Source organism: Kitasatospora nipponensis (genome assembly GCF_039528135.1).
Taxonomy (GTDB): domain Bacteria; phylum Actinomycetota; class Actinomycetes; order Streptomycetales; family Streptomycetaceae; genus Kitasatospora; species Kitasatospora nipponensis.
In genome coordinates this window covers 1-543 of record NZ_BAAALF010001059.1, presented here as the reverse complement: position 1 = coordinate 543, position 543 = coordinate 1, and the positions used below count along the sequence as shown (strand labels likewise).

Sequence of the window (543 nt, the reverse complement as noted above, 5' to 3'; positions counted from 1 at the left end):
GAGGGCTTCGAATGGTCCAGCGGATACGTCGATGAGCCGGGTAGGAATTCCGTGATGCTGGAGAACGGCGAGGAGTTCGCCGTCTGTCATCAGTCGTCCAAGCCCTTCACCGTACTTCAGGACTTTCAGAAGGTGCCGCTCGGCATTCTGCATTTTACTCTCAGTCGCGGCGCGGTCGTTTGCCCATATTTCCCGGAAGAGCCGGGAGGTTAGTGCATAGCCAGCATCGGGCTGGCCGCGGTAGAGAGTCTGCTCGGACTCTGGAGGTAGAGGCACGCTTCCTTTTGGTCGTGGAGGCTGTGCGCCTGCTTCTATCCACTCCCATAGGGTCTTTTCAGAGTTGATGCCGACCTTCTCATTGATTTCGCGGTCCCGGAAGAAACGTCCGGGTGAATATCGCTGGGGAGCGTCCATGGCGCACTCCTTGCCCAGGTGCCCGGGCCGCAGTGGGCCTGCGTGGATCGAGCGTGGCACACGGCCCGCGGGCGCGCGCGGCAGCCGACGGCGGGGTGCAGCCGACCTCGCCGACTACCACGTCTATGC

1 protein-coding gene is annotated in these 543 nt (G+C 62.2%); it reads right to left on the bottom strand.

Going from position 1 to position 543, the window contains the following annotated elements; all coding sequences use genetic code 11:
- A partial coding sequence (locus tag ABD323_RS44850; protein WP_344447708.1) for an FRG domain-containing protein occupies positions 1 to 414 on the bottom strand: 414 nt, incomplete at its 3' end.
- Positions 415 to 543 lie beyond the last annotated feature (129 nt).